6 protein-coding genes are annotated in these 5,110 nt (G+C 67.2%); all 6 read right to left on the bottom strand.

The window, feature by feature from the left end:
- Positions 1-118: 118 nt before the first annotated feature.
- Positions 119-796 (bottom strand): hypothetical protein, encoded by a 678-nt coding sequence (locus tag LC041_RS16995; protein ID WP_226534306.1) that lies wholly within the window; start codon positions 794-796, stop codon positions 119-121.
- Complete coding sequence (locus LC041_RS16990; RefSeq protein ID WP_226534305.1) at positions 793-1,680, bottom strand: hypothetical protein; 888 nt, start codon at positions 1,678-1,680, stop codon at positions 793-795. Before LC041_RS16990 ends, LC041_RS16995 begins: the two co-directional genes overlap by 4 nt.
- Before the next feature lie 39 nt (positions 1,681-1,719).
- Complete coding sequence (locus LC041_RS16985) at positions 1,720-2,328, bottom strand: hypothetical protein (protein WP_226534304.1); 609 nt, start codon at positions 2,326-2,328, stop codon at positions 1,720-1,722.
- On the bottom strand, positions 2,325-3,626 hold the full coding sequence (locus LC041_RS16980; RefSeq protein WP_226534303.1) for a hypothetical protein: 1,302 nt from the start codon (positions 3,624-3,626) through the stop codon (positions 2,325-2,327). The genes LC041_RS16985 and LC041_RS16980 overlap by 4 nt, the downstream gene beginning before the upstream one ends.
- 14 nt (positions 3,627-3,640) lie before the next feature.
- The gene (locus LC041_RS16975; RefSeq protein ID WP_226534302.1) at positions 3,641-3,988 is read right to left on the bottom strand and encodes a hypothetical protein; all 348 of its coding nucleotides are present in this window, start codon (positions 3,986-3,988) and stop codon (positions 3,641-3,643) included.
- 86 nt (positions 3,989-4,074) lie between these two features.
- Positions 4,075-4,974, bottom strand: a complete 900-nt coding sequence (locus tag LC041_RS16970) for a hypothetical protein (protein WP_226534300.1) — start codon at positions 4,972-4,974, stop codon at positions 4,075-4,077.
- Between the last annotated feature and the right edge of the window lie 136 nt (positions 4,975-5,110).

Here is a 5,110-nt window from a genome sequence, read left to right as displayed (position 1 = left end):
AATCGGCCATCGCCCACACCTCCGCAAATCAAAGAACCGGACCCCTCCGGCCCGAACACCACCACCCTACGGGCCCACCACCAACACCGTCGATGGGCACAACTCCCCATCCACCGCCTCAGCCACCGGGAGTGGGCGTCTGCCCTGCCACGTCCGGGACCGCCGGCTCCTCCGCCACCTGCTCCCAGGCGAAGGTGGAGATCATGGCGTCGCTGAGCAGTTCGATGCCATCGAGCACCTCTGCCGGGATGACGTCGCCGTCCGGGATCACGATCGTCGACGTGAACACGAGCGCCTTGCGACGCGCGGTTCCCGGTACCGGGATGATGTAGGTCACCGTGCGCCCGCCCACGCCGTCGATCGCGGGAGCGCCGGCGGGGCGCTGGGGCTCCGCTGACCAGCGGACGATGTGCTTGAGCTGTTCGTCGAGGAACACCGCCCCACGGATGCGAAAGGCTTCGGTCACCCAGGCGTCGAGGTTCTCCCCGTCGGGAGCGTCGAGGGCGGAGGCCGTGATCGAGAGGGGCAGCAGCTCGTCCATCGGCACGTCCTCCTGCCGATAGATCGCGAACACCTTGGTGCGCCGCATGCCCTGGTTCGCCTGCGCCATCATCGTGCGGAACTCCGCATCGAGATCGGGGCGTCCGGCCTGCATGAAGATCGCGCTGGCCTTGCGCACATCCTCCTGCTGTCCCGCGTTCGTCGGCAGGTGCGTCGTCCACCCCGGGGGCAGCACGAGACGGAAGGCGGGGATGCCGTAGCGGAACTCCACGCCGAGGTCGTTCATCTCGTTCATCGGGTCTGTGCTCTCTCCGTCATGCGTGCCTTGACTTCTGGATTGCCGGGGAGCGTCAGTGTACTCAGACGCGCTGTACCCAGTCCTGTGCGCTTCCAGCGCTTCGCAATCGATCTCGCGATCGGTCGGTAGTCATGGGCGGCCTGCGTCGCCAGCTCCCGCCACGTCGCGAGCATACCGTCGACGATCTGCCCGCGCTCTTTTCTGTTCAGACGCGCGACACCCCACGCCGCCCTCCGGCCTGCGTGCTCGACCAACGACCGCTCGGCCTCGGGAGTGAGCGCGATCCATGCCAGTCGTTCCACAAGTGCCTCGAAGAGTCGGTTCAACTCCTCCTGGAGCGCGGGCACACCGGCGAGCAGCCGGCGCTCCTCTGCAGCCCATGCCTCAGTAATGGCGTGTGCGCAGAAGTAGCACGTCCGTTTCGGGACCACGAGGGACGACGCGTACCCGCACGTGCACTTGTCCTCGACCGCGGCGAGCATCTGATCCAACGTCGCCTGATCTGCGCAGGTCACCGCATCCACGGGAACGGCCTCGAGCCCGTAGAGCAGCGATGCCACTCCCGGCGCGCGCACGTCGCTGAGGAGCGCATCGTACGTACTCAGCCTCATCGTGTCTCGTGCCGCGATCCACCTCGCGACTTCGCTTTCCGGTAGAAGGCCGCGAACAGAGGCGGCGTAGGCTTCCACCGCCGCTCGCTGCACCACGGACACCTGGGCGACGAATGCCTCGGAATCGGTCTCTCCGATGGCATCGAAGCGGTCGATCACCGCCCGGACCTCCCGGGCACCCGCTCGTCTGGCCGCGGCGTGGAGGGCGGCGAGCTCCGGATATCTCTCCAGCAGCTGCTCCTCGATGCCGATCAGGTCGCGGCGAACCAAGATCGGCGCCTTCCGGTCCCGGTCAACGATTCGCCGAACCTACGCATGCACATCGGAGGGCAGGGTGATGCCGGAGATGATCTTCGGGATCTGTTCCTCCATGAGGGCGAAGGGCTCGAGTGTCGACCCCATCGCCTCGATCATGATCGCAGACTCGCCGTCGCTGAGCATCACCGTCCAGTTCGCGATGGGTCGTGCCTCCCCATCGTCGAGGAGCACGGCGGACGTGCGGCGCAGGAGGAAGCCCTTGCCGTGAGAATCGGTCTCCAGTGCCGTGAGCTCGGACGCCGTCGAGTCGGGAAGGGTGGCGATCTCTGTCAGGATGGCAGGGATGTCCAGGTCCGCGGCGGCGGAGACCGTCACCTCGATCAAGACGTCGCTGTACGCCCCGCGGGGCACGAACCACAGCTGCACGGGGGCGTTGCCGGCGAGGCCCAACAAGCCCTCAGCCGTGAAGGCGAGCGCCTCGCGGTCGCCATCGGTGATCGGCGAACGTTCTGCGTAGTGCTCGACCGCAGCCGACACCCACTGTTCGCCGATACCCGGCTCGCGCCGCAGCAAATCGGCCGCAGGCAGTGGGATGAACCACTCCGAGTCATAGGCGAAGTCCCATCGCGCCGCACCATCGGCGACCGGCACCGACGTCATCGCGTGAGACCGTTGAGCATGCTGGCCGGCGACAGACCACCGGAAGGATTGCCGCCGGCGAGGGCCACGCCCTTATCCGCCCACTTGTAGACGTTGTAGGCCTGCTCGAACAGGTCGGGCGCGGGAGACTTCGCGAGGCTGACGAGTGCATCCGGCATGAAGTTCATCAGACGCTTCCCGTATCCGGTGCCGGCCGCGACTGCATCCTGGAACGCCACGGTGAACGACCGGTTGCTTCCGCCGAGGAAACGCTGGCCGAGTCCCGCGAGGGTGAACGGACCCGTCATGCGGGTGCGAGAAGCGTTCTGCACGAAGTTCGCGAAATTCGCCTTGCTCATCACACCCCAACTCCCCTTCGGCATCGCGGAGATGCCACGGATGTTGCGGATCTGACCGAGCGGCCCGGTGAGTTGCTTCGGGATCGCCTTGAAGAACTTCCCGAAGCCCTGCCCGAGTTTTCCGATCGGCAGCACCCCGATGATCGACATCGCGAGATCACCCCACCCCTTGCGCCCGTCGAACATCAGGGCGACGGTGAGCGCGAGGGCGATGACGCCGACCACGAGTGCGGCGATCGCGAAGAAGGGCCCGCCGATGATGAGTCCGAGCACGGCGATCGCGAGGCCGATCCAGCTCACCCACTCGGCGACGACGGCGAGGACACCGGCGATGTTCTCCCAGGTGGAGTCCTCACCGATCTTGTTCGCGTCGGTCAGTCCAGAGACAGCGGTCTCGTAGGCGGTGTGCCAGGTGTCGTACTCGCCGTCGAACGCGTCGAGGTTGTCACTGTGCGTCGTCTCCGCGGTGCTCAGGGTCGATGCCGCCCCGGAGGCGGCGTTCGCGAGGTTCGTCCCGACCGTCGAGTTCGCCGCCGCGTCCTCTTCGGCCGGCGGGTTCAACCTCGTCGACGTGTTGTGCGCCTGAAGCGCATCCGCAGCATCCGCCGCGTTCGTCTGCGCCGTCTGCAGTTCCGTGAGGCTGGTCTGGCAGTCGGCGACGATCGTGCGCATGCGGCTCTGCGCGGTCTCGAGCGCCGTGGCGTAATTGCTGAGCGTGGTGCCGGCGGGCTTGTAGCGGCGCCCGGCCTCGTCGAGATCCTTGTGGACGTCGTCGACGACATCCTTGATCTTGTCCATCGCGTAGCCCTCGCCGTCGATGGAGCCGTCTTTGATCCCCTTGAGCGTCGCAGCAGCGCTGACCATGCTGTTGCCGAGCTCAACGATCTTCGTCCCCCGGTCGGCGATGGCCACGGCGTCTCCGGCCACGACTTCGACGTCACGCCCCTTGTTCGTCTGCATTCGCTTCTCTCCCCCTAGACCGCTGCCGGCTGACGCCCTGCGCCCGGTGCGTTGCCCGAGCCCGACTGCTCCATCGACGTCGCCATCTCGGTGTCGAGGCTCATGACCTCGTCGACTGTGCCCTTGACACGGTCAGCGACCTCTTTGAGCTTGGTGAGCAGCTTGTCGCGGCTGTCGTTCCAGCTGCCCTCGAAGTCGTGGCAGCGGTCCTTCAGCCGTCCGTCGCCGTAGGGCCTTCCGACGGCGTTCTCAACGTCGTCCTGCTTCGCCGCGGCGGACTCCAGCTCGGCCACGATCGCCGTGAGCTTCTCGCTGGTCGTCTGCAGATCGCTGATCGGCACGAGCATGCGTTCGCCTGCCATCGCCCCCTCCTTCTTTCCCGGACGCTATGACGTTACTGGGAAGCTCCGCGGGACGCGATGGGGAGTACTCCCCATCTGGCCGGACCTCAGACCTTCCAGCTACTGTTCTTGCGCTTCTCGAGGATACGCTCAGCGACCTTGACGGCGTCGGCCATCGACAGGAGCGAGAGCTCGGTGAGTGCCGCAGCGCCGAGGCCGCGCTTCTGCGCCTTCGCCGCGGTGGTCCGAACCGCAGGGCGGGCCTCTCGCGAGAGCACCTCGATGAAGCTCGACCAACGCCCCAGGTCGAGCTTCGCCAACTCGACGCGGTGCGTGCGGCGGAGACGTGCGAGCCGACGTCCGCCGGCTCTGCGCGTCGCGCTCGCCTCGTCGGCGGTGTAGTTGCCGCGACTCCGGGCCAGTGTGGCCTGCTTCTGGGCAGTCGCCTCGATGACTCGCGTGACCTCCTCCGCGTACTCTGGCATCGACCGCAACAGTCGCCGCTCCTCGGCCACCCAGCGCCGCAGGATCACATCCCCGCACTCCGGACACAGCTTCTCCGGCATGACACCGTCGACCGCATAACCGCATGCGCAGTCGATGCCGCCGCGCTGCTGCGCCCGATGCGGACGTCCGCCGAGCTTCGCCCGCAGGAGTGCGGCTCCCACCGCACTGCGCCCGAGCTCGTCGGCGAGGAACCCTTCGCCGCTTCTGCGCTGCATGTCGGCAACCAGCAGCTCCCAACGTTCCTGGTCCGCCGGTCGGATCAACGGGCGCGCGGACGACGCGTACTCGTCCAACGCCGCGGTCATCTCCGCCTCCTGCGCCGCCCGTTTCAACGCGGTCGCGGAGGTGGCGCCCGGCCAGGAGGGGAACGCGATGCGCGCCGCGAGCTCGCGCATCCGCGCGTCCCCCGAGGCCCCTGCCGCCTCGTGCAGCGCGGCCAAGGCCGCATTCGCCTCCAGCACACCGCGCTCGAACTCCTCGACAGCCTCAGACACACTCATGCTCCCAGCGTAAACGTCCGTGAACGACGGAAGAGGGCCGACCGTCCTGGTCGACCCTCTCCACGAAACCCTGCCGCGTGTCAGCTACCGGCGAGCTGCTGATCCAGATCCTGGATCGCCCGCATCATGCCCAGCA

It is taken from the genome of Microbacterium paraoxydans, from assembly GCF_020524545.1.
Classification (GTDB): domain Bacteria; phylum Actinomycetota; class Actinomycetes; order Actinomycetales; family Microbacteriaceae; genus Microbacterium; species Microbacterium paraoxydans_C.
The sequence above is the reverse complement of the archived record's forward strand: the minus strand, read 5'-3'. Positions and strand labels throughout refer to the sequence as shown.